Origin of the sequence: Pseudomonas sp. FW305-28, from assembly GCF_017351395.1 — a bacterium.
In the GTDB taxonomy this organism is placed as follows: domain Bacteria; phylum Pseudomonadota; class Gammaproteobacteria; order Pseudomonadales; family Pseudomonadaceae; genus Aquipseudomonas; species Aquipseudomonas fluorescens_AA.
This window is the reverse complement of record NZ_JACNDD010000068.1, coordinates 1-22,660: the sequence shown is the minus strand read 5'-3', so window position 1 is coordinate 22,660 and position 22,660 is coordinate 1. Positions and strand designations below refer to the sequence as shown.

Below are 22,660 nucleotides of genomic sequence, written 5' to 3'. Positions count from 1 at the left end.
GGTTTTAAGCTGTGTCCATCAAATCGCAGTACCTGATTTTGGAGACACGGCATGAAAAACATCATTGGCCTCTACACCAGCCCGCGGCCCCATTGGGTCGGCGACGGTTTCCAGGTGCGCACGCTGTTTTCCTACGACAACCTGGGCAAGCACATCAGCCCGTTCCTGCTACTGGACCACGCCGCCCCCACCGAATTCACGCCGACCAGCGAGCGCCGCGGCGTCGGCCAGCACCCCCATCGTGGGTTCGAAACCGTGACCATTGTCTACCAGGGCGAACTGGAACACCGTGACTCCACCGGCAGCGGCGGCAAGATCGGTCCCGGCGATGTGCAATGGATGACCGCCGCTTTCGGCATCATCCACGAAGAGTTCCACTCCGAAGCGTTTGCCCGCCAGGGCGGGTTCATGGAAATGGTCCAACTGTGGGTCAACCTGCCCGCCAAGGACAAGATGGCCCCGGCCGGCTACCAGACGATCCTCAAGGGCGACATTCCGAACATCGCCCTGAAGGACAACGCCGGCAGCCTGCGCCTGATCGCCGGAAGTTTCGAAGGGCATCAAGGCCCGGCACGGACCTTCACCCCCATCGACGTTTGGGACATCCGCTTGAATGCCGGGAAAACCCTCACCCTTGACCTGCACGAAGGCCACAACACCGCCTTGGTGGTGCTGCGGGGCTCGGTCCAGGCCAGTGGCCGCGAACGGGTCGAAGCCGGGCAGATGGCCCTGTTCGACCGGGCCGGCGACCAATTGAGCCTGCAAGCCAATAACGACGCGGTGGTGTTGCTGCTCAGTGGCGAGCCGATCGACGAACCCATCGTGGGCCATGGTCCGTTCGTGATGAACAGCGAACAGGAAATCCACCAGGCCTTCAATGATTTCCACTCCGGGCGCTTTGGCCGGATGGACGATTGAACGCGAAACCGACAGTCGCGCAGCACCTACACCCACCGTGGGAGCGAGCTTGCTCGCGATAGCGGTCTGATAGTCAATGCACCCTTGACTGACACACCGCTATCGCGAGCAAGCTCGCTCCCACATGGGGATCTGCGGGGGATCTCTACAGCGTGTTCAAACTGTGCCAATCTTCGCCAATCGCCCTCCTGGAGCTGTCCCGATGCTGTTTCTGATCTCCGAGCACCCGCTGCTCTGTGCCCTGGCGCTGCTGGTGCTCGACCTACTGATGTGGCATCTGGTCAGTGCGGATCGGATCTATTGGAAAGTCGGCGCAAGGCTGGTGATTTTTTCGTTGTTCAGCGTGCTGCTGTTCAACGAAGGCCTCAACCCCATGGTCCCGGCGCAGTGGGTCGAGGATGTGCCGCGACACTTGGCCGCTACTGGTTTGCAGATCACTTGGTGGCTGTTCGCCGCGCGAACCCTGACGGTGCTGATCGTGGCGGCGATGATGCAACGGGTCGGCCACACCGGGCGGTTGTTGCAGGATTTGCTCGGCGCGGTGATTTTCCTGATCGCCGTCATCGCGGCACTGGCCTACGTGCTGGATTTACCGGTCAAGGGCGTGCTGGCCACCTCCGGCGCGATGGCGATCATCGTCGGCCTGGCCTTGCAGAGCACCCTCAGCGACGTGTTCTCCGGAATCGTGCTCAACACCACCAAGCCCTATCAGCTCGATGATTGGATTTCCATCGACGGCACTGAAGGCCGGGTCACCGACATCGATTGGCGGGCCACGCGCTTGCAGACCGCCCAGGGCAGCATGGCGGTGATTCCCAACTCGTTGGCGGCCAAGGCCAAGGTCATCAACTTCAGTCGCCCCAGCGATGTCCATGGCCTGTCCATCAGCATCCAGGTCAGCCCGCATGCGCGGCCACAAACCGTGATCGATGCGTTGGAGCGGGCCATGATTGGCTGTCGTTCCCTGCTCGCCACCCCGGCACCCAGCGTCGCGCTCAAGAGCAGCGGCAGTGGCGGGGCGGAGTATGAAGTCAGCGGGTTCGTCGCCTCCATGGCCCTGAAACGCACGGTGCGCAACCAGTTGTTCGACCTGGCGTTCCGGCATTTGCAGGCGTCGGGCGTGAGCCTGCTGTCCACCAGTGAAAGCGCCACGCCCCAGGCGGTGTCGCGGCCCCGGGCATTGCTGGAAAGCTCGAGCATTTTCTCCACCCTGCGCCAGGATGAGAAAGACACCTTCAGCCAGAACATGACCCTGCAAACTTTCCGCGCCGGCGATGTGATCCTGGCGGCGGGGGAGGTCAGCGATCATCTGTTCATCATCGAGTCAGGGGTGGTCAGTGTCACCCTGATGCGCAACGGCCAGCCACTCGAGGGCGGACGCATGGGGCCGGGGGAAGTGATCGGCGAAGCCGGGATCGTCGCGGATCAGGCGGCCCTGGCGACTTTTTCCGCCAAGACGTTCTGCACCCTGTACCGCATCGAAAACAGCTACCTCAAGCCGTGCCTCGAGGCCCGTCGCGACATCAACGATGCGATGAAAAACCTGCTGGACGTGCGCATGCACCTGGCCCAGAACCTCACCCGCGACCTGCCCAAGCCCGTCGCCAAGAAGCGCTTCCTGCAGTGGCTGCGCAGCCGGGCCTGAAGCCTATCTTGAAGTCCCCATGTCCCTTGTGGCGCCCTCGCCACAAGCGCCTCCAGCCCTCCTTCAGGTAAACCCCGACGCGTTCCCCATTGGCCACCCGAACTTCCCAACAATTGGCTATTTGTCCCGCGCCACTGCACGGCTAACGTAGCGCTACACCTCATTGTTCTGGAGTTCACCATGCAACCGCGTATCGATTTCTACACCGCGTCCCCTGACGCTTTCAAAGCCATGCTGGCCCTGGAAAACGCCGCCTCGAACCTGGGCCTGGAGAAGTCCCTGCTGGAGCTGGTCAAGTTGCGCTCCTCGCAGATCAACGGCTGCGCTTTCTGCATCGACATGCACACCGCGGATGCCCGCAAGGACGGCGAGACCGAACGTCGCCTGTACGCCGTGACCGCCTGGCGCGAAGCGCCGTTCTTCACCGGCCGCGAACGCGCCGCACTGGCCTGGACCGAAGCCCTGACCCGCCTGAGCGACACCCACGCGCCGGACGCCGACTATGCCCTGCTGAGCGAGCATTTCAGCCCCAAGGAAATGGTCGACCTGACCGTGGCGATCAACGCCATCAATGGCTGGAACCGCTTGGCGGTGGGCTTTCGCAAGATGCCTGAGGCGTAGTCGGGCGAAGAAGAAAAAAACCTGTGGGAGCGAGCTTGCTCGCGATAGCGGTCTGATAGTCAATGCACCCTTGACTGACACACCGCCATCGCGAGCAAGCTCGCTCCCACAAAGGTTTATGCCTCAGTTTTAAAGCTTCGGACGACAGGCGCCGTAATAGGTTTGCTTCACATGAATAATAACCATTACTATTCACGCCCCGTTTCCACAGCGCGCCGCGATGACCCCCAAGCTGCCCCGCAGACCCGGCTTTTTCGAGCATTACGAAGAGTTGATCGGCACCTGGACCCGTCGCCTGCGCAATCGCCAGCAGGCCGAGGACCTGGCCCATGACACCTTCGTGCGGGTGCTTGAGTCCGATTCGAGCGGGGTCGAGCAGCCACGGGCGTATTTGCATCAGACGGCACGCAACATTGCAGTGGATGGCTATCGGCGCGAAGATCGACGGGGGGCCATGGAAGAGGCTGTCATCGACCCTGGTCAGTCGTTCTCGGGCGACCCGGAGCACTTCATGCACGCGATCCAACTGGCGGACTCGATCGAGCGGGCGCTTGCCGAGCTGCCGGCCAACTGCCGCACGGTGTTCGTCTGGCAGAAGATCGAAGGCCTGACCCAGGCGGAAATCGCCGAGCGCCTGGGCCTGTCAAAAAACATGGTGGAAAAGTATATGATCCGCACCCTGCGGCATCTGCGCGATCGCCTGGACGGACCAGGCCAATGATCCGTCGTCCTCTTCCACCTGAGCCACAGGACCTTCCATGATGGATAGCCGTGAATGCCCGTGCGGGCAGGACAGGGTTCGCGACGCGGCGGCGCAATGGTTCGTGCGTTTGCAAGCGCCGGCCATGAGTGTCGAGGAGCGCCAGCGTTTCGAAGCCTGGCTGGACGAACATGCCAACCACCGTGACGAAATTCAATTGCTCCAGGGGATCTGGAGCGCCACGGACCTGCTGCCCAAGGAACGCCTGCGAGCGCTGTGCGAACCTCCCGCCGAACGTCCCAAGCGTCGGCCGCTGCTGCGCTACGCCGTCGCCGCCGGACTGTTCGCGGTAGCGCTGGGGTTGGGGCTGTTCAGCGGTTTGAGTTCTTCCACCGACTACAGCGGCGAATACGCCACCGCCCTTGGCGAGCGTCGGCATATCGCCTTGCCGGACGGTTCGGTGATCGACCTCAACAGCCGCAGCCGGGTGCGTATTCAATTCGCACACCGTCAGCGCCGGGTGGAACTGGTCGAGGGCGAGGCCCTGTTCAGCGTCGAACACGATGCTGGCCGGCCATTCACCGTCGATGCGGGCAACGGCCAGGTGACGGTGACCGGGACGCGCTTCGATGTACGCCGCGATGCCGACAAGACCCGGGTGGCGGTGGCGCAGGGCAGCGTCAAGGTCCAGGGCCGCGCCGCGCCCCCGGCTCAGTCGGTCAGCCTGACAGCAGGCCTAGGCACCCAGATCGATGCCCAGGGCAAAGTCGCCACGCCCTACGTGGTCAACACCGAGGCGCTCACCGCCTGGCGCCATGGCAAGCTGGTGTTCAACGACGCGCCGCTCAAGGACGTGGCTGAAGAAGTCTCTCGTTATCGCACCCAGCCCCTGCGGGTCGGTAGCGCGGCGGTGGGCAACCTGCGCCTGACCAGCGTGTTTCGCGCCGACGACCCCGAGGCGCTGCTCAAGGCGCTGCCGAACATCCTGCCGGTGGCCGTGCGTAACCTGGATGACGGCAGCCAGGAAATAATCGCACGATAGATTCAGGTTTTTTCCGAGTTCTTCGTCTTCTTGTCCAACTGCAACTGGTTTGCATTAACAGACGCGTATTCTTGCGATCAACAGGACAAGGTTCGACGTGAAAACAACCGCCAAAAACAACAACCGTACCCACGTGCGCTGGCTGCCCCTGGCCCTGACCCTGGCGGTCGGCGCCGCTGTGCCCCAGGCGTTCGCCGATCAGGCCGCCACCGCTATTCACATCCAGGCGCAACCGTTGGGGCAAGCCTTGACCCAGCTCGCCCAGCAGACCGCGTTGCAGGTGTTTTTCAGCCCCGAATCGGTGGCCGACAAACAAGCGCCGGCGGTGGACGGCAACTTGTCCCCGGAAGCGGCCTTGCGCCAATTGCTGCAGGGCAGCGGCCTGCAGTACCAGATCGATGAGGGTTCGGTGACCGTGTCGCCAGCACCTTCGGCGTCCAACGCCGGCCCGCTGGAGCTGGGGGCGACTGAAATCCAGGTGGTCGGAGACTGGCTCGGCGATGCCAACGCCGAAGTGGTGCAGAACCACCCCGGTGCGCGTACGGTGATCCGCCGCGAAGCGATGGTGGAGCAGGGCGCCATGAACCTCGGCGACGTGCTGCGGCGGGTGCCGGGGGTGCAGGTGCAAGACGCCAACGGCACCGGCGGCAGCGATATTTCCCTGAACGTCGGCGTGCGCGGCCTGACCTCGCGCTTGTCGCCACGCTCCACGGTGTTGATCGACGGCGTACCGGCAGCGTTCGCGCCCTATGGCCAGCCGCAACTGTCCATGGCGCCGATTGCCCTGGGCAACCTGGACAGCGTCGATGTGGTGCGCGGCGCCGGCTCGGTGCGCTACGGGCCGCAGAACGTCGGTGGGGTGATCAATTTCGTGACCCGTGCGATTCCGCAGAAAGCCACCGGTGAAATCGGCACCACCCTGGAAACCTCCCAGCGCGGCGGCTGGAAGCACATCGACACGGCCTTCCTTGGCGGCACCGCTGACAACGGCCTGGGCGTGGCACTGTTGTATTCGGGCGTCAACGGTAACGGGTATCGCCAGAGCAACAACGGCAACGACATTGACGACGTGATTCTCAAGACCCATTGGGCGCCGACCGATGTCGACGACTTCTCGCTGAATTTCCACTACTACGACGCCAAGGCCGACATGCCCGGCGGCCTGACCCAGGCCCAGTACGACGCGGACCCGTACCAGTCCGACCGCGACTGGGACAACTTCAGTGGCCGGCGCAAGGATGTGTCGTTCAAGTGGATCCGCCAGATCAATGAGCGCACCCGGGCCGAAGTGCTGACCTATTACTCCGACAGCTACCGGGGCAGCACCATCGCCTCCCGGGACCAGCGCAACCTGGTGTCCTACCCGCGCACCTATTACACCTTCGGCATCGAACCCCGGGTGTCCCACGTGTTCGACCTGGGCCCCACCACCCAGGAAGCCAGCGTCGGTTATCGTTACCTCAAGGAAGGCATGCACGAAGAGGCCAGCCGCCTGGCGTTGCGCAATAACGAACCGGTGGTGCGTCCGGGGGCCGATGGCCACGTCTACCAGGACCGTACCGGCGGCACTGAAGCCCACGCGGTGTATATCGATGACAAGATCGATGTCGGCCAGTGGACCATCACCCCGGGCATCCGCTTCGAAAGCATCAGCACCGAATGGCACGACCGCCCGGTGCTCGACACCGCCGGCCGCCCCGTGCAGGAAAAACGCCGCAGCATCGACAGCAACGAACCGCTGCCGGCCCTGAGCGTGATGTATCACCTGTCCGATGCCTGGAAGCTGTTCGCCAACTACGAGACCTCGTTCGGCAGCCTGCAATACTTCCAGCTCGGCCAGGGCGGCGACGGCAACAACACCGCCAATGGCCTGAGCCCGGAGAAAGCCAAGACCTACGAGATCGGCACGCGTTACAACGATGACGTGTGGGGCGGGGAAGTGACGTTGTTCTACATCGACTTCGACGACGAACTGCAGTACATCAGCAACGACGTGGGCTGGACCAACATGGGCGCGACCAAGCACCAGGGGCTGGAGGCTTCGGTGCACTACGACATGGCCGCGTTCGACCCACGCCTCGAAGGCCTCACCGCCAACGCCGGTTTCACCTACACCCGCGCGACTTACGAAGGCGAGATCCCGAGCTTCAAGGGCCGCGACCTGCCGTTCTATTCCCGCCAGGTGGCCAACCTGGGCCTGCGTTACGAGGTCAATCGCTGGACCTACAACCTCGACGCCTTTGCCCAATCCAAGCAGCGCTCACCGGGCAACAACGTGAACGCCGATGGCAGCTTCAGCGGCGACTACATCACCGATGGCACCGCCGATGGGCAGTACGGCGACATGCCGGGCTACGTGCTCTGGAACGTGCGCGCCGGCTATGACTTCGGTGCACAGCTGTCGAACCTGAAAGTCGGCGCCGGGGTGAAGAACCTGTTCGACCACCAGTACTACACCCGTTCCAGCGACAACAACTCGGGCATTTACGTCGGCGCACCGCGTACGTTCTTTGTGCAGGCGAGTGTGGGGTTCTGATCGGGCCAAGGATTGAGTGAGCTTTACGCTGTGGGAGCAAAGCTTGCTCACGATGCAGGCACCTCGGTCTCAAAAAGGACCGCGTCATCTTCATCGCGGGCAAGCCTTGCTCCCACAAGGTCTGTAGAGAATTCAGACCTTCAACACTTTGCCACTGGCCGCAACCGCCACCAGCGACAACGCAATCAACCCAAACGCAAAGCTCAGGCTGCTGCCATGGGCGACGAAACCAATCAGCGCCGGACCGGCGAGGATGCCGGCATAGCCGATGGTGGTGATGGCCGGTACGGCGATCGCTTCCGGCATCAGGGTCTGTTTGCCGACGGCGGTGTACAACACCGGCACGATGTTCGAACACCCGGCACCCACCAACGCATACCCCAGCAGCGCCGCTTGCCACATCGGGGTGAGGGTCGCCAGCAGGAACCCCGCGGCGGCGATCGACCCGCCATAGATGATCACGCGTTTGGCCCCCAGGCGATGCACCACCGAGTCGCCGGTCAGGCGGCCGACGGTCATGGTCAGCGCGAAGGCGGCATAACCCAGCCCGGCATAGGCGGTATCCACGGCGCGCTCGGTGGTCAGGAACACGGCGCTCCAGTCCAGCACCGCGCCTTCGGCCAGGAACACGATGAAACAGAGGATGCCAATAAACAGCACCACACCATGGGGAATGGCGAACGCCGGCCCCGAGCTTTCACTGCCGTAGGGCAACAAGTGCGGCGCCGCCTTGAACAACGCCACCAGCAGCACGCCATTGACCACCAGCGTCGCCCCCAGCGGCGAAAGCCCCAGGCCGAGCAGGGCGCTCACGCCGGCGGCGCCAATGATCCCGCCGAGGCTGAACATGCCGTGGAAACCCGACATCATGGTCTTGCCACTGGCCCGCTCGACGATCACCGCTTGCAGGTTCACGGTCGAGTCTACGGTGCCAAGCCCGGCGCCAAACAGGAACAACGCCGCCACCAACCAGGGCAGGGAAGTCATTGTCGCCAGCAACGGCAACGCCAGGCAGATCAGAAGCGTGCCGCCGCTGAGCACCCGGCGGCAGCCGAACCGCGTCGCCAGCGCACCGGAAATCGGCATCGCCAGGATCGACCCGACCCCCAGGCATAACAGCAGCAAGCCGAGGGTGCCTTCATCCAGGTTCGCCCGCACCTTGGCATAAGGCACCAGCGGCGCCCAGGCGGCGATGCCGATGCCGGCGATGAGGTAGGCGATGCGGGTGGACATCTGTTCCAGGCGTCCGGGGACAAAGGTGGGCGGGGGCGTGATGGCAGTCATGAAACGTCCTTGGTTTTCGGGCGGTGCAGTGCGGTGGTGCAGGCAGGGGGGCTATGCTTGCATATTCACTGACCGCACCGCGACCCCAAGGTGCCGAAGCTCTGAAGCACCCTCCTTGGACACCGTGGGTCACTGGGCCTTGTACAGCCTGATGCTCACCACCCGGTCTGCCTCCACATCAAAATAAATAAGAGCGATGGGGAATACCTGTTGCTCATCGAAGCACTCAACGATCACGTTTCGGGCTGACGTTGCCTGGGCCGAGAAGCGTCGGGCCTGGCGCAACAATCGCTTGATTTCGGGGGAGACCGGGATGGGCGGGCGGCCCTTGCGCACGCTTTCGCAAAACGCCAGCGTCACTTCTCGTGGCGTTGGTGGTGGGGGTGAGACAAGGCCCGCGTCTTCGAACAGCCGATTGAGTTGATCGGCCGCGGAGACAGCTCTAGGGAAACCGGTGAACGCCGAAGCTTGCACGACCAGCTCGACGATTTCTCCCGGCGCCAGGCCGGACGCCGCGCCGGTCCTGAAATGTACGCTCAAGGGCGGCCCCACCGTGCTGGCCGCGACGATGGCTGCCAGCGTCGCGGCTTCGCGCAAGCGCGAGTCAAGGCCGGGGCGACTCTGTAAATGGCCGTAGACGACGCCGACCGCCAACTCACCGAGCGCTGGCGCGGTATGGAACAGCGCGTCGAGTCGTGCGCCGCCGTCCGGCACCAGCTCGATGAAATGTTTTCGGCCTTCGCTGTAGAGCTCGGCCATGGGACTGGAGGGATGTTTACTCTTCATGGGGGCGTCCTTGTGCTGGGAGCTTGCGTGCCTAAAGTACTGGTTCACCAGATAGCTGCGCACCTGTCGAACCTGACAGGTTGCGGCGCAAAGATTTGGCTGTATGAAGCAGGCTTCGCCTAAACTACCGGCCCCTTCTGGCTTTCTCCGGACCCGATGCATGGCACCCTTCTACGACGCACGCGGCAATATCTATGGAGTCGTTTCACCGCAGCAGGCCCGTGACCATGGCATCGATCTGCCTCCGTCGGCCGCCCAGGCCGCGCAGACCCGCGAGTCCTGGGCAGCGGCGGCCGTGCACGCGTTCTGCGCCTGGGCGCCGGGTGAGGCGCCGCCGGATGCCAAGGCTCATCGCAGTGATGGGTTGCTGATTGGCCCGTTCCAGAGTGAACCGCCCTTTGATCTATTGATCGTCAATACCGACGGGACACTGGCCGAGCGCAGCGGCAATGGCCTGACGATTTTCTCCCAGGCCTTGCAAGAGCAGGGCTTGATGGCGGGGACGGGTGATTGCTTGCTGCAGGTTCATCACGATAAATCCGACGGTTTGTCACCGCTGCAAACCTCGGTTCGCGCTGCTGAATTCGAAGGCACCCAAGGCTTCTGGCTGGACCTGGGCAAACCGCTGTTCGGGTCCGGGGCCGTCGGTGCCCAGGACGTCGAGCGTGTGATGTTCAACCAGTGCGATGTCAGCCGTGTGGCGGCGCTTGAACGGTTGAATCCGGCGTGGGGCAACAGCCAATTCGTGAACATTGGCAACCCCCATTGCGTGACGCTGGTGGACGGTGCCGAGGCGTTGCCGAGCAATTCGCAGATGCGCGCTGCGGCGCTGTCGCAAAGCCTGGTTCGCATCGCCTATGCCGCCCCGAGTGGCGCCGGGCTGCCGTGCCCCGCCGGGGTGAATCTGCAATGGGCCCGCCTGGAAGCCGAAGGGCGAATCGCGGCGCGGGTGTTTGAGCGCGGCGAAGGCCCTACCGCGTCCTCGGGTACCAGTGCCAGTGCCGTGGCCAGTGCCGCGTGGCGGGTGGGCTGGGTGAAGGCGGGCGTGGTGAGGGTGGTGATGCCCGGCGGCACGGCGCCGATTTTGCTGGAAGAAGCGGCGGGCGAGTTGGTGCGGGTCAGGTTGTTTGGTGCGGCGCGGCTTGTGCCGTAGGGCGTTCTGGAGATTTTGCGGTGCGGTTCATACCGCTATCGCGAGCAAGCTCGCTCCCACAGGGGCCCTGTGCCGGACTCAACATTTATGTCCACTGAAGATCCCTTGTGGGAGCGAGCTTGCTCGCGATGGCGGCACTACATCCAACATCAATGCAACTGACCCACCGCCGTCGCGAGCAAGTTCGCCCACAGGGAAATCAGCCGGGCTGCTGCGCAAACTCCACCACCGGCATCTGCCGCTTCATCAGCACTTCGCCATTGCGAATCGAGTAGAGCGGCAAGCCCTGGCTGCGGATCACTTCGTAGTCGCTGTCCGCCGACAGGATCAGCAGGTTCGCCGGGCGGCCGGGTTCCAGCCCGTAGCGCTCGCCCAGGGCCATGGCCTTGGCGCTGTTGTCGGTGACCAGGTCCAGGGCGCTTTGCAGGTTGCGGTAGCCGAGCATGTGGCAGATATGCAGCCCGGCTTCCAGCACACGCAGGATGTTGCCGTTGCCCAGGGGATACCACGGGTCGACGATGGAGTCCTGGCCGAAGCACACGTTCATCCCGGCTTCGAGCAGCTCATTGACCCGAGTGACCCCACGGCGTTTGGGAAAGGTGTCGAAACGCCCCTGCAGGTGAATGCTTTCGGTGGGGCAAGAGACAAAACTGATGCCCGAGTGCCCGAGCAGGCGGAACAGCTTGGCGCAGTAGGCGTTGTCGTAGGAACCCATGGCCGTGGTGTGGCTGGCGGTGACGCGGGCGCCCATGTCGCGGCTGCGGGCTTCTTCGGCGAGCACTTCGAGAAAGCGCGAGTGCGGGTCGTCGGTTTCGTCGCAATGCACATCCACCAGGCAGCCGGTGCGTTCGGCCAGGTCCATGAGGAATTTCACCGAGCTGACGCCCTGGTCGCGGGTGTACTCGAAGTGGGGAATGCCGCCCACCACGTCGGCGCCCATGCGGATCGCCTCTTCCATCAGCTCGCGGCCATTGCGGTAGGACTCGATGCCTTCCTGGGGAAACGCGACGATCTGCATGTCGATCAGGTGACGGCTTTGCTCGCGCACTTCCAGCATGGCCTTGAGCGCCGTGAGTTCGGGGTCGGTCACATCGACGTGGGTGCGCACATGCTGGATGCCATGGGCGGCGAGGGCCTGGATGGTTTTCTTGGCGCGGGTGCTGGTGTCTTCCTGGGTGATGGTGGCTTTGCGTTCGCCCCAGCACTCGATGCCTTCGAACAGCGTGCCGCTCATGTTCCAGCGCGGTTCGCCGGCGGTGAGGGTGGCGTCCAGGTGGATGTGTGGTTCGACGAAGGGTGGGACCACCAGGTTGCCGCCGGCGTCGAGGTCTTCCGGGCCGAGGCTGGGGGCTTCGGTCTGGCGGGCGATGTTGGCGATCAGGCCGTTTTCCAGGTGCAGTTCATGCAAGCCTTCGCGGTTGCGCAGGCGGGCGTTGATGATGTGCATCGGGCAAATCCTTTATAGGTCTTGTAGAGGTGCGTCAGCGGTGCGAATACCCATTACGCCGATCAATAGCACATACGTTAGCGCGCCGGTGGCGATTCCTACCAGTGGCGCGACCCACGGCGAATTGAACGCGGCGACCGTGCCGAGCCCATAGGCGAACAGCCCAGGCCAGTTGAATGCAGGCAACTGCGCTTCGGCCAGGCTTGGATAGCGACCGCGCCAGCGGAAGAAGAAATCGGCCATGATCACGCCACCAATGGGCGGGATCACGGTGCCCAGCAGAATCAGGTACGGCACCAGTAAATCGTACATGCCCAGCAGGGCCAACAGCGTACCGATCACGGCGCCGCCGAGGGTCACGGTCTTGCGCCGGCGGGTGCGCAGCAGATTGCAACCGGCCACGGCGAAGTTGTAGATGGTGTTGTCCTGGGTGCTCCAGATGTTGAGCAGCAGCATCGCCATCGCCGCCATGGCGAAGCCCTGCAGCAGCAACACTTCGACCACGTCCGGTTGCTGATAGACGATGGCCCCGTAGGCGCCGATCAGCACCATCAGGCCGTTGCCCAGGAAGAAGCCGATCAGGCTCGCCAGCACCGCGACCTTCGCCGAGCGGGAGAACCGCGTCCAATTGGTGGCCTGGGTCGCGCCGCTGACGAAGGTGCCGAACACCAGCGTGATGGCGGTGGACCAATCGAGGCTGCTCGTAGGCACCACCGCCAGCAAGCCTTCGAAGCCGCCGACCTTCACCGTCGCCACCCACATCGACAGCATCAGCAGCAACATCATGGCTGGTACGGCGATGTACGAAAGGATTTCCAGCCCGCGATAACCGACGTAGGCGGTGGCGCAGAACCCCAGGCCGAACAGCACCATCAACCCGAGCACGGTGCTCTCGCTCAATTCGAAATACTTGCCCAGCACCACGGCGGCGGTCGCCGTGCCCCAGGCGTACCAGCCGATCTGGGTGAACCCGAGGATCAAGTCACTGAGCTTGCTGCCCACCTCGCCGAAACAGAAACGCCCCATCAACACCGAATTGAGCCCGCTCTTGAAAGCGATGTAACCCAGGCCGGCGGCATAGAGGCCCAGCAGCAGGTTGCCAATCACAATCACGGTGAGCATCTCGGCAAAACCGAACGCCACCCCCAGCTTGCCACCGGCAAACATCGTGGCGGTGAAAAAGGTGAAACCCAGCAGCACCATGGCCGTGGAGGCCAGGCCCTTGCGAGCGTGCAGCGGGACTTCGCTCAGGGGATAGTCATTGCCTGGATCGTTCTGAGTCATGTGGCGGTCCTTGCGGGTGAGGGATGTCGCAAGCGTGCAGCGGCCGTGCCAAGCGGGTGATCGCGAGATTATTTATAGACAATCCTGGGGATTGGGTGGGCGCAGGGATCAAAAGCGGTGCGCGAGTGATTCAAGTTGGAACACAGATCTCATTCGCGACGAGCCCCTGTGGGAGCGAGCTTGCTCGCGATAGCGGTGTGTCAGATAGCATCAAGGTGACTGTCATGTCGCCATCGCGAGCAAGCTCGCTCCCACAGGGGAATGCAGTGTTTTTCAGGTCGGGGAGGACAATGGCAGAAACCGCAACACCGCCGCGACAATGGCCTCCGGCGCGTCCTCCTGAACCAGGTGCCCGGCGTTTGGAACGGGGTGCAATTGTGCCCCCGGGATCAGCCGTTGCAGGGCCCGGCCGCGTTCGATGGGGATCCACTGATCATCCTCGCCCCACAGGATCTGGGTCGGGCAGCGCACGTTCGGATACAGGCCCTCGGCTTCACGGGTGTAGCGTTCGTCCATCTGCGCGATCTGCCGGTAGAACGCCGCCTGGCCCGGTTCGCCCAGCCACGGCTGCACGTAGGGCGCCAGTTCCACGTCCGGGATGTCCCGTTTGATCGCGCCGCGGACATAGGTCGGCACGATGGCCCGCTGAATGTAGTCGGGCAGGCCGCTGAAGGCCGCTTCATGCTGGCGGACATGCTGTACAAAGGGCGAACCCCAGGGCGACAGCGCCACGGGGTCGATCAGGGTCAGGCTGCGATAATCCTTGCCGTTGAGCAGGTGCGTGCGCAGGGCGGTGGCGCCGCCAAAGTCATGGGCCACCACGTCCGGGCAATCCAGGCGCCAATGCTCCAGCAATTGTGCGAGCAACAGGTTTTGCACGCCGAGAGACACGTCGGCATCGGGTTGCGCGGATTGGCCATACCCCAGCAGGTCGAAGTAATGCACCCGGTGGGTGGCGAAGAACAACGGGGCGATCCGGTGCCACACGTAGGAAGAGAAGGGCGTGCCGTGGACAAACACCAACGGCGGGCCATCGCCGTGGATGGCGTAGCGGATGGGATGTCCGTTGAAGTCGTAGATTTGATCCAGCGGCCAGTGGGTCATGCTCGATACTCCCCTGAAAATGGCTCAGGGGAGCAAGCATAGGCCAATGCTGACGGGACAGGAAAACACAGTGATGGCAGCCAAGCCTGTGGGAGCGAGCTTGCTCGCGATTGCGGTCTGTCTGTCACCTAGGTGTTGAATGTGCCGCCGTCATCGCGAGCAAGCTCGCTCCCACAGGTTTTATTCGCCGTGGTAGATGCAACCGCTGGTGCAGGTCTCGTGGATGCGGATGGCACTGAGCTCCGGCAGCAACGGCTTCAACTCGTTCCAGATCCACTTGGCCAACACTTCGCTGGTGGGGTTTTCCAGGCCAGGGATGTCGTTGAGGTAGTTGTGGTCCAGGCGCTCGTAGAGGGGCTTGAAGATCGCCTTGATCTCCGAGAAGTCGCGAATCCAGCCGGTGTGCGGGTCGATATCGCCGCTCAGGTGGATCGCCACCTTGAACGAGTGGCCATGAAGGCGGCCGCACTTGTGGCCTTCCGGCACGTGGGGCAGGCGGTGGGCGGATTCGAAGGTAAACTCTTTGAAGATTTCCACAGGTTCGGGCTCTTTAAGGTAGCGGTCGCGAGGCAGGCGGCGGAGTTTATCAGTTTGATAACGGCGTTGCGCGACCGTGCTGACTAAAGGGTCAGCAAACGCTCGCCCAAACCGCCGTTGGCCGTCAGCTCGAGGAACTCGTCACCGAGCCGGCGGCTCTCGTCCATCGCCGTGCGCCAATATTTGCGGCGGCTCGGGTCATCGCCCATGAAGCGCTTGAAGTCGTTGCGGTCTGGCAGTTTGCCGTAGGGCAGGCGCGCCAGGTATTCCCGGGACGGTGCCAGCAACAGCACGTCCTGCAGACGGTCGACGTTGCCCCGACGCCACGGCAGGCCCTTGTCGAACCAGCCGGGAATGACCCGGTCGGTGAAATGCGGGTAGAGCACGATGTCCTCGCCGCTGTAGGGCAGGTCGAGGTGATAGTCCAGCAGACCGCCGTCGCGGTAGGTGCCGGCACCGGCGCCCGGCAGGTCGCGCACGCCTTCCATCACCATCGGGATCGAGCCTGACGCCAGCAGGGCCTGGCGCAGGTTGCCGGCGGCCAAGGGCACGAAACGCGACGGAAAGTCATTCAACGGATGCAGGGGCGGGGCCAGGCGCGGGTCATGGATGATCAACCGCTCGAAATGCCGCGACAGCCGGGCACGGCCCCGCAGGTTGTCGGCGATCACCGACGACAGTCCCAGGCCCAGCCGGCCGCGATGATCCTGGGCGAGCAGGCCGTGGCTCTTGACGACCATGATGTTGAGCCGGTACCGCGGGTTGTCGAGGATCGAGGTGTCGCGGCCGTCGAGCAAGTCATCGAGCATGCGCTGCGAGCTCTGGCTGACACCGGCCATGGTCTCGCCTTTGGCGAAGCTTTGTTCGTTGTACAAGGTGCCCAGGCGCCGGATCCCCTCGGCGGCGTCCGGGAGGCAGGCGCTGGCGAAGCGCCAGGCTCCCACCGAAGCCCCGATCAGCGAGCGTTCCCGGGGCGCGGCGGGCAGCCATTCGCCGAACAGCGCCAGGTCCAGCCCTTGGATGCCCAGGGCCTTGGGGCCACCGGCGGCGCCGGGCAGGATGCCGACGTCGGCGGCGTTCAAGCCGGCCTGGCGAATCCGCCCGAACGCACGGGGGCCGGCCTTGAGGGTGAGGGCGGGGAACTTGATGTGGATGGCGGTCATACCGGTCTCGAATGCGTACAAGCGGATGATTATAACGACACAAGACCCTGTGGGAGCGAGCTTGCTCGCGATAGCGGCGGCACATCCTGCATCGTTACACGCTGACCCACTGCCATCGCGAGCAAGCTCGCTCCCACATTATTGATGTGGGTTCCATGATGGCGATTCAGTTTCAGTTAAGTTCACCCCGCTACAGTCGCCCCGTTAAAGATTATAAAAAGGAGACAACCCATGAACCGCCTGACTGCCTTTTTCATCGCGACCCTCATGGCCCTAGGTACGAGCCTGGCTCAGGCACGAGACCTGGACGCGGACGAAGCCCGCAAACTGCAAGACGCTGGTACCATCCTGTCCTTTGAAAAACTCGACGCCGCTGCCCTGGCCGAGCACCCTGGAGCTACCTTGACCGACACCGAGCTGGAGGAAGAGTACGGCAAGTACCTCTACAAGGTGGATTTGCGCGATGCCAAGGGCATTGAGTGGGACCTGGAATTGGATGCCGTCAACGGCGAGGTACTCAAGAATCATCAGGATACGTAATGAAGCTTAATCTACGCGCCCATGGTCGATGGGCGCTGGCGCTGCTGGCGTTTTGTTCGCTGGCCATGGCCCGGGACCTGGATCAGGACGAGGCCCTGCAACTGCGTCAGCAGGGCGTGATCCTGCCGCTCGAGCACCTGCTGCAACAGGCGCTGGACCTGCACCCCGGCGCCAAACTGCTGGAAGCCGAGTTGGAGGAGAAACACGGCGTCTATATTTATGAGGTCGAGCTGCTGGACACCGACGGCGTCGTGCGCGAACTGGACCTGGAGGCCACGACCGGCCGCTTACTCAAAGATAAGGAAGACTGATGCGCCTGCTTCTGGTGGAAGATCACGTGCCCCTGGCCGATGAACTGATGGCCGGGCTTGCACGCCAGGGTTACGCCGTCGACTGGCTGGCCGATGGTCGCGATGCGGTGTACCAGGGCAGCAGCGAGCCCTATGACCTGATCATCCTCGACCTCGGCCTGCCGGGCGTGCCGGGGCTCGACGTGTTGGCCCAATGGCGCGCTGGCGGCCTGGCCACGCCGGTGCTGATCCTCACCGCCCGCGGGTCCTGGGCCGAACGTATCGAGGGCCTCAAGGCCGGGGCCGACGACTACCTGACCAAACCCTTTCATCCTGAGGAGCTGCACCTGCGGATCCAGGCGCTGCTGCGCCGCTCCCATGGCCAAGTCAACCAGCCGACGCTCAAGGCTGCCGGATTGCACCTGGACGAGAGCCGCCAATGCGTGGTCCGCGACGGCACCGACATCCAGCTCACGGCGGCCGAATTTCGCCTGTTGCGTTATTTCATGCTGCATCCCGAGCAGATCCTCTCCAAAAGCCATCTCGCCGAACACCTGTACGACGGTGAGACCGAGCGCGATTCCAACGTGCTGGAAGTCCACGTCAATCACCTGCGGCGCAAGCTGGGACGCAGCGTGATCGAAACCCGCCGCGGCCAGGGTTACCTGTTCGGCGGGCAGGCGCAGTGAGATCCATCCAGCGGCGCCTGAGCCTGGGCCTGATCGGTGTGATGGTGGTGGTCGGCCTGGTTCTGGCGCAAACCAGCCTGTGGTTGTTCGAGCTGGGCCTGCAGCGTTACCTGGAAGCGGGGCTGCGTAACGACAGCGAGAACCTGCTGGTGGCCCTGGTGCGCGGCCCGCAGGGCTTGCAATTGGATGAGCGCCGCCTGTCGCCGGCCTATCAGCGGCCGTTTTCCGGGCATTATTTCCGCATCGATTTTGCCGATGCGCACTGGCGTTCCCGCTCCCTGTGGGACCAGGAGTTGCCTCGGCTCGACCACCCCGGCCTGCACAGCAACCTGCAACTGGGGCCCGAGGGCCAGAAGCTGCTGGTGCTGCGTACCGATTATCGACGGTTGGGCCAGGCGATTTCCATCAGCGTGGCCCAGGACTACACCCCCGTGCGTGACAGCTTCCGCCGGATGCAACAGATCGGCCTCGGGCTCGGGTTGGCGGGGCTGTTGCTGATTCTGTTGCTGCAACGCATCACCGTGCGCCGAGCCTTGCGTCCGCTGGACCGCGCCCGGGAGCAAATTGCCCAGTTGCAGCGCGGGCAACGTTCGCAACTCGACGAACAGGTGCCACGGGAGTTGGAACCGCTGGTGACGCAGATCAACCATCTGCTGGCCCACACCGAAGACAGCCTCAAGCGTTCGCGCAATGCCTTGGGTAACCTCGGCCACGCCTTGAAAACCCCACTGGCGGTGCTGCAAAGCCTGGCGTCGAACGAGAAGCTCGACCCTTATCCCGAGTTGCGCAAACTGTTGCTCGATCAACTGGAGCAGGTCCGCCAGCGCTTGAACCGCGAACTCAACCGCGCCCGCCTGTCCGGCGATGCCTTGCCCGGCGCGCACCTGGACTGTGACGCCGAGCTGCCGGGGTTGCTGGCCACGCTGAACATGATCCACGGTGAACACCTGCACCTGAGCTATGTCGCCCCGCCAGGCCTGCACCTGCCCTGGGACCGTGAAGACCTGCTGGAATTGTTGGGCAACCTGCTGGACAACGCCTGCAAATGGGCCGATGCCGAGGTCCGCCTGACCATGACCGAGACGGCCGAGGGTTTCAGCCTGGCCGTGGAGGACGACGGCCCGGGCATCCCCGCGGACCGCCGCGACCAGGTGTTCAGCCGCGGCACGCGGTTGGATGAACAGACCGATGGACACGGCCTGGGCCTGGGCATCGTGCGGGACATCGTCGACACCTGGGGCGGAATGCTGGCGTTGGACGACAGCGAGTGGGGTGGATTGAAGGTCGTGATCGAGCTGCCCAAGCGCTGATCTCACGGCTCCGCCCCCCCTGTGGGAGCGAGCTTGCTCGCGATGGCGTCAGTTCAGTCACATGGATAGCCACCGAAAGATTGCTATCGCGAGCAAGCTCGCTCCCACAGAGGGGGGGCGGTGGTGGTCGTCAATATTGCGAGACTTGAAAACCCGCCCCACGGCCCTTGCAGCTTGCCGCCGCTTGCTGCAAAGTCGCGACCTTTTTGTCCGGTGGCTTTCCATCGCTGTGCTTTGAGGTAACGATGATAAATGCAGTAATTGCCGCGGTTGGCGTCATGCTGGTGCTCAGCCTGTCCCGCGTGCATGTGGTGATCGCGCTGATTATCGGCGCGTTGGTGGGTGGCCTGACGGGTGGCCTGGGGATCGAGGCGACGCTCAAGGCGTTCAATGCCGGCCTGGGTGGCGGTGCGACGGTGGCGCTGTCCTACGCCTTGCTCGGCGCTTTCGCCGTGGCGATTGCCAAGTCTGGCATGGCCCACGCCCTGGCGGACAAAGCCCTGGCCCTGGTGGATCGCCAGGACGCCGCCGGTGGCACGGGCGTCAAGTGGGTGCTGATCGGCCTGCTGGGGACGGTCGCGGTCGCCTCCCAGAACATTCTGCCGATCCATATCGCCTTCATCCCGTTGCTGGTGCCGCCGCTGCTCTATGTGCTGACCAAGTTGCAACTGGACCGCCGCTTGATCGCCTGCGTCATGACCTTCGGCCTGATCACCCCTTACATGTTCCTGCCGGTGGGCTTCGGCAATATCTTTCTCAATGAAATCCTGCTGGCCAACATCGCCCGCAGCGGCGTGGACGTCAGTGGCATCAACGTCACCCACGCCATGGGCATTCCGGCGCTGGGCATGGTGTTCGGCCTGCTGCTGTCGTTGTTCAGCTACCGCAAGAAACGCGTCTACGACCTGAAGAGGATCGCCCGGGTCGAGCAGGTGGCGGTGCGCTACAACCCCATGACCCTGCTGGTGGCGGGGCTGGCGATTGTCGCGGCGTTCGCCATCCAGCTCCTGGTCGACTCGATGATCATCGGCGCCCTGGTCGGCTTCCTGATTTTCTCGGTATCGGGTGTGGTGCGCTGGCGCGAGACCGACGACCTGTTCACCGAAGGCATGAAGATGATGGCGATGATCGGCTTCATCATGATCGCCGCCTCGGGCTTTGCCGAAGTGATGAAGGCCACCGGTGAAGTCCAGAGCCTGGTGGAAACCTCGGCGGCCTGGATCGGCCACAACAAGGGCATCGGCGCGCTGATGATGTTGTTGGTGGGGCTGCTGGTGACCATGGGCATCGGCTCGTCGTTTTCCACGGTGCCGATCCTGGCGACGATTTTCGTGCCGCTGTGCCTGCAACTGGGCTTCAGTCCGCTGGCGATCGTCTGCATCGTCGGCACCGCCGGCGCCCTGGGCGATGCTGGCTCGCCCGCTTCGGACTCGACCCTGGGCCCGACCTCCGGCCTGAACATCGACGGCCAGCACCATCACATCTGGGACACCGTGGTCCCGACCTTCATCCACTACAACCTGCCGCTGCTGGCGTTTGGTTGGGTGGCGGCGATGGTGTTGTAGCCTCGAGACCGAATCGCTTCAATCGCGAGCAAGCTCGCTCCCACAGTGGATCGGTGTGAACACAAGCATTGTGGACGCCGCCGAACCCTGTGGGAGCGAGCTTGCTCGCGATGAGGCCCTTGAATTCAGCGACCCAGCCAACGGGCCGTTCACCTTGTCCTACAGTTTTGCCGTGCGGTGCCGTTAATACAGCTAACCACGCCAATAACACCTACAAGAGTGAACAGCATGCGCCTGAGCCTGAAGGCTAAAGTCCTGTCCCTTGCGATACTGCCGGTATTGCTGTCCGCCGTGATCATCAGCCTGACCACGGCTTTCATCTTGAAGGAGCAAGCTAGCAAAGAGGTCCAGCAGACCCGCGAACGCCTGCTCAGCGAGGCCAAGGCCACGCTGCAGAACTACGTGGCGGTGGGCCTCACCGCCATCAAGCCGCTCTACGATGCCGCCGCGCCTGGCGATAACGAGGCGCGTGCCCAGGCGATCAAGCTGCTGTCGAATATCAGCTATGGCAAGGACGGCTACTTCTTCGGCTACGACTCCGAGACCATTCGTCTGTTCAAGGCCAACAGCCCCGATGGCGTGGGCAAGAGTTTCAAGGACAACCGCGACCCGAACGGTGTCTACGTCAACCGTGACCTGGTGAAAGTCGCCAAGGACGGAACGCATTATCTGGAATACAGCTCGCCACTGCCCGGCAGCAATGACCTGGTGCCCAAGCTTGGCTACACCGAATACCTGCCCAAGTGGGACCTCGCGGTCGGTAGCTCGGTCAACCTGGACGGCATCGAAGCCCAGGTGGCACTGGTGGAGGCCAAGGTCCACGATCGCCTGCAAGGCGTGATCTTGAGCATCGTCGGGATTGCCGCGGTGGTGTTGCTGGTGATTGCGGTGGTGGGCCTGGTGCTCGCCAACACGATCCTGCGTCCCCTGCACCTGATGAAGGACAACCTCGACGACATCGCCGCGGGCGAGGGTGACTTGACCCGTCGGCTGACCATCACCAGCCAGGACGAGCTTGGTCAACTGGCCGGTTCGTTCAACCGCTTCGTCGACAAGATCCATGGCCTGGTGCGGCAGATCACCGACATGACTTCGCAACTGACCGGCCTGGTGACACAAGTTTCCGAGCAGGCCCAGCGCTCCGAGCAGGCCATGGAACGTCAGCGCCACGAAACCGATCAGGTTGCCACGGCGATCAACGAGATGTCCTCGGCTGCCCAGGAAGTCGCCCGCAGTGCCCAGGGCGCCGCCGTCGCGGCCCAGCAGACCGACGAAGAAGGCCAGTCCGCCAAGCGCGTGGTGGCCGGCAGCATCCAGCAGATTCATGCGTTGGTGAACGATATCCGCAGCAGCGGCGTGTCCCTGGACAGCCTGCAGCAGGACGTGGCCTCGATTGTCAGTGTGCTCGGGGTGATTCGTTCGATTGCCGAGCAGACCAACCTGCTGGCCCTCAACGCCGCCATCGAGGCCGCGCGTGCCGGTGAGGCGGGGCGTGGGTTCGCGGTGGTGGCCGATGAAGTGCGGGCCCTGGCCAGCCGGACCCAGCAGAGTACCCAGGAAATCCAGGGCATGATCGACCGTCTGCAATCCGGCACCCACGCGGCGGTGGAAGCGATGCGCCGTTCCAGTGAGGCCGGCGATGGCACCTCGGAGCGGGCCAACGAGGCGGGCGCCTCCCTCGACACCATGGCGCAGTTGATCGGCACCATCAACTCGATGAACGCCCAGATCGCCAGCGCCGCGGAAGAGCAGACCGCGGTGGCCGAGGAAATCAACCGCAGCGTGCATCAGATCGCCGTGGCCGTGGACAGCGTCGCCGACGAAACCCAGCTCGGTGCCCAGACCTCCCGCAGCCTGGCCGACCTGGGCCAGCGCCTGGGCAAATTGGTGGGGCAGTTCCGGATCTGACCTGACCCTCAGGAGCTGCCGAAGGCTGCGATCTTTCGCTCTCGATCCAGATGTTTTCACCTGGGCAACCGGGTCTTATCGGGAAAGAAGGATCGCAGCCTTCGGCGGTTCCTGCCGGGCTCAACAGGCGCCAACACA

Annotated in this window: 20 protein-coding genes and 1 pseudogene; 14 read left to right on the top strand and 7 right to left on the bottom strand. The window is 63.5% G+C overall.

The genetic code is table 11. The features are described 5' to 3' along the window. Positions 1–51 precede the first annotated feature (51 nt). The 6 genes from J4E53_RS16980 (at position 52) to J4E53_RS16955 (ending at position 7,462) form a co-directional block, all read left to right on the top strand. Positions 52–918: a pirin family protein gene (locus J4E53_RS16980; protein WP_103310185.1), complete on the top strand. Its 867-nt coding sequence runs from the start codon at positions 52–54 to the stop codon at positions 916–918. A gap of 202 nt (positions 919–1,120) precedes the next feature. After that, entirely contained in the window at positions 1,121–2,563 is a 1,443-nt protein-coding gene (locus tag J4E53_RS16975; RefSeq protein ID WP_060741411.1) for a mechanosensitive ion channel family protein, read from the top strand. Between the two features lie 180 nt (positions 2,564–2,743). Next, positions 2,744–3,184 (top strand): carboxymuconolactone decarboxylase family protein, encoded by a 441-nt coding sequence (locus J4E53_RS16970; RefSeq protein ID WP_053123536.1) that lies wholly within the window; start codon positions 2,744–2,746, stop codon positions 3,182–3,184. Between the two features lie 220 nt (positions 3,185–3,404). After that, on the top strand, positions 3,405–3,905 hold the full coding sequence (locus J4E53_RS16965) for a sigma-70 family RNA polymerase sigma factor (RefSeq protein WP_060741413.1): 501 nt from the start codon (positions 3,405–3,407) through the stop codon (positions 3,903–3,905). Positions 3,906–3,942: 37 nt separating this feature from the next. Further along, positions 3,943–4,926 carry a FecR family protein gene (locus J4E53_RS16960; protein ID WP_103310186.1) on the top strand — a complete coding sequence of 328 codons (984 nt, stop codon included), beginning with the start codon at positions 3,943–3,945 and terminating at the stop codon, positions 4,924–4,926. A 97-nt stretch (positions 4,927–5,023) separates the two neighbouring features. After that, entirely contained in the window at positions 5,024–7,462 is a 2,439-nt protein-coding gene (locus J4E53_RS16955; protein WP_103310187.1) for a TonB-dependent receptor, read from the top strand. A gap of 132 nt (positions 7,463–7,594) precedes the next feature. On the opposite strand, the gene J4E53_RS16950 is transcribed toward J4E53_RS16955, so the two are convergent. Next, positions 7,595–8,746 carry an MFS transporter gene (locus J4E53_RS16950; protein WP_103310188.1) on the bottom strand — a complete coding sequence of 384 codons (1,152 nt, stop codon included), beginning with the start codon at positions 8,744–8,746 and terminating at the stop codon, positions 7,595–7,597. A 129-nt stretch (positions 8,747–8,875) separates the two neighbouring features. Next, complete coding sequence (locus tag J4E53_RS16945; protein WP_103310189.1) at positions 8,876–9,532, bottom strand: carboxymuconolactone decarboxylase family protein; 657 nt, start codon at positions 9,530–9,532, stop codon at positions 8,876–8,878. Positions 9,533–9,692: 160 nt separating this feature from the next. Here J4E53_RS16945 and J4E53_RS16940 point away from each other — a divergent pair, with 160 nt between their 5' ends. Continuing rightward, positions 9,693–10,685, top strand: a complete 993-nt coding sequence (locus J4E53_RS16940) for a diaminopimelate epimerase (protein ID WP_103310191.1) — start codon at positions 9,693–9,695, stop codon at positions 10,683–10,685. 199 nt (positions 10,686–10,884) lie between these two features. Here J4E53_RS16940 and codA read toward each other — a convergent pair whose 3' ends face one another. From codA to J4E53_RS16915, 5 genes are all read right to left on the bottom strand, one after another. After that, the gene (codA, locus tag J4E53_RS16935) at positions 10,885–12,132 is read right to left on the bottom strand and encodes a cytosine deaminase (protein WP_092166899.1); all 1,248 of its coding nucleotides are present in this window, start codon (positions 12,130–12,132) and stop codon (positions 10,885–10,887) included. Positions 12,133–12,144: 12 nt separating this feature from the next. After that, positions 12,145–13,416 (bottom strand): cytosine permease, encoded by a 1,272-nt coding sequence (gene codB / locus J4E53_RS16930; protein WP_103310192.1) that lies wholly within the window; start codon positions 13,414–13,416, stop codon positions 12,145–12,147. Positions 13,417–13,689: 273 nt separating this feature from the next. Beyond that, positions 13,690–14,520 carry an alpha/beta fold hydrolase gene (locus J4E53_RS16925; RefSeq protein WP_060741421.1) on the bottom strand — a complete coding sequence of 277 codons (831 nt, stop codon included), beginning with the start codon at positions 14,518–14,520 and terminating at the stop codon, positions 13,690–13,692. Between the two features lie 180 nt (positions 14,521–14,700). Further along, positions 14,701–15,057, bottom strand: a complete 357-nt coding sequence (gene queD / locus J4E53_RS16920) for a 6-carboxytetrahydropterin synthase QueD (RefSeq protein WP_025212792.1) — start codon at positions 15,055–15,057, stop codon at positions 14,701–14,703. Between the two features lie 83 nt (positions 15,058–15,140). Then, complete coding sequence (locus tag J4E53_RS16915; RefSeq protein ID WP_103308774.1) at positions 15,141–16,220, bottom strand: hypothetical protein; 1,080 nt, start codon at positions 16,218–16,220, stop codon at positions 15,141–15,143. Between the two features lie 231 nt (positions 16,221–16,451). Between J4E53_RS16915 and J4E53_RS16910 the strand changes: the two genes are divergently transcribed. The 7 genes and pseudogenes from J4E53_RS16910 (at position 16,452) to J4E53_RS31120 (ending at position 22,522) form a co-directional block, all read left to right on the top strand. Beyond that, the gene (locus tag J4E53_RS16910; protein ID WP_103308775.1) at positions 16,452–16,760 is read left to right on the top strand and encodes a PepSY domain-containing protein; all 309 of its coding nucleotides are present in this window, start codon (positions 16,452–16,454) and stop codon (positions 16,758–16,760) included. Next, positions 16,760–17,071 carry a PepSY domain-containing protein gene (locus J4E53_RS16905; protein ID WP_060741424.1) on the top strand — a complete coding sequence of 104 codons (312 nt, stop codon included), beginning with the start codon at positions 16,760–16,762 and terminating at the stop codon, positions 17,069–17,071. The genes J4E53_RS16910 and J4E53_RS16905 overlap by 1 nt, the downstream gene beginning before the upstream one ends. Beyond that, positions 17,071–17,739, top strand: a complete 669-nt coding sequence (locus J4E53_RS16900) for a response regulator transcription factor (RefSeq protein WP_053123507.1) — start codon at positions 17,071–17,073, stop codon at positions 17,737–17,739. The genes J4E53_RS16905 and J4E53_RS16900 overlap by 1 nt, the downstream gene beginning before the upstream one ends. Next, positions 17,736–19,049 carry a sensor histidine kinase gene (locus J4E53_RS16895; protein ID WP_060741425.1) on the top strand — a complete coding sequence of 438 codons (1,314 nt, stop codon included), beginning with the start codon at positions 17,736–17,738 and terminating at the stop codon, positions 19,047–19,049. The genes J4E53_RS16900 and J4E53_RS16895 overlap by 4 nt, the downstream gene beginning before the upstream one ends. A 248-nt stretch (positions 19,050–19,297) precedes the next feature. Beyond that, positions 19,298–20,614 carry a Na+/H+ antiporter family protein gene (locus tag J4E53_RS16890; RefSeq protein WP_162491262.1) on the top strand — a complete coding sequence of 439 codons (1,317 nt, stop codon included), beginning with the start codon at positions 19,298–19,300 and terminating at the stop codon, positions 20,612–20,614. A 228-nt stretch (positions 20,615–20,842) separates the two neighbouring features. Beyond that, positions 20,843–21,616, top strand: a pseudogene (locus J4E53_RS31125) (cache domain-containing protein); the annotation flags it as partial. A gap of 84 nt (positions 21,617–21,700) precedes the next feature. Then, a complete protein-coding gene (locus J4E53_RS31120) occupies positions 21,701–22,522 on the top strand; it encodes a methyl-accepting chemotaxis protein (protein ID WP_371914218.1) in 822 nt (273 codons plus the stop codon). The last annotated feature ends 138 nt before the right edge of the window (positions 22,523–22,660 follow it).